Raw genomic sequence first — 1,260 nt, 5'->3', positions numbered from 1 at the left:
GACGGCATCTCCAACGGCATCCAGACGATCCAGGCCGCCAACACCGGCCTGACCAAGCTGCAGGGCCTCACCGACCAGCTCAAGTCCGTCGCCCAGCAGGCCCTGGCCTCGGCGAACGCCTTCTCCACCAAGGCGACCAACACCTCCGTCGCCCTCACCGGTGCCACCGCCGCCAACCTGCTCTCCACCGGCCCGACCCAGGCCGTCTCCGACACCGCCATCGGCGCCGCCAGCGCGACCCCGTCTTCGGCCACCGGCACGGCTGCCTACACCCTGAACGGTACAGCCGCTAACAACGGTGCTGGCACGACGTTCGGCACGGCAGCCGGCACCTATACGGTTTCGATTAACGGTACGGCCACTGCCACCATCGCACAGAATGCAACCGCAACAGACGTTGCAACTGCGATCAATCTGCTGACCACCACGACCGGTGTTACGGCCGATGCCACCAGCGGTAAGGTCGTCCTCACGGGCTCGAAGAGCGGTGCGCAATTCACTTACAGCGCCACTGACGCAGCCGTATTCAACAACACGACCCTCAATACGGCCTCGAACGGCGTCGCCTCGACTGCCCAGACCCTGACGGTGAACGGTACCGCTATCTCCATCGGCGCAACGGCCACCGTGGCGGATGCTATCGCCGCCATCAACGCACAGACCTCAGTTACCGGCGTCACCGCGGTGAATGCGGGCAGCGAAGGCGGTACTGCGGGCGCGATCAAGCTCAAGGGCGCGCTTGACGGCTCGGGCACCTTCACGGCCGCAGGTTCCGCCAGCAACACCCTCGGCTTCGCGGCCGGCGGCGCCACCGTGACGGCTGGGGTGTTCAGCCCGCTGCCGACCTCGCTCGCCACCGCCCTCGGCTTCACTGCTGGCGATAACTTCACGGTGAACGGCCAGTCGGTGAGCATCGCCGCAACCGACACGGTGACCTCGCTCGCCCAGAAGGTCACCATCGCCACCAACGGCACGGTGTCGGCCACGTTCGACGCGACGAACCGGAAGTTCAACTTCACGGCCGCCGATTCGAGCACCGCTGTCACCCTCGGCAACGGTTCGACCGCCACTGCCAAGGTGGCCAAACTTGGCTTCAATGCCAACACGACCTTCGCCGCTGGTCTCGGTAGCGGCTCCGCTTCCCCCCTCGCCGGCACGTCGCTGACGGTGAAGGTCGGCACGGGCGTCAGCACGAGCTTCACCTTCGGCACGGCGCCGGGTCAGATCTCCAACCTGACCCAGCTAAACGCGTCGCTTGCC

The 1,260-nt window shown here is 66.3% G+C and carries 1 protein-coding gene; it reads left to right on the top strand.

What is annotated here, in order from left to right:
* On the top strand, positions 1 to 1,260 hold a 1,260-nt coding region (locus tag MFF01_RS18775; protein ID WP_373319812.1), incomplete at both ends, for a beta strand repeat-containing protein.

This window comes from Methylobacterium adhaesivum (genome assembly GCF_022179065.1).
Lineage (GTDB): Bacteria > Pseudomonadota > Alphaproteobacteria > Rhizobiales > Beijerinckiaceae > Methylobacterium > Methylobacterium adhaesivum.
This window is presented reverse-complemented; position numbering and strand designations above follow the sequence as displayed.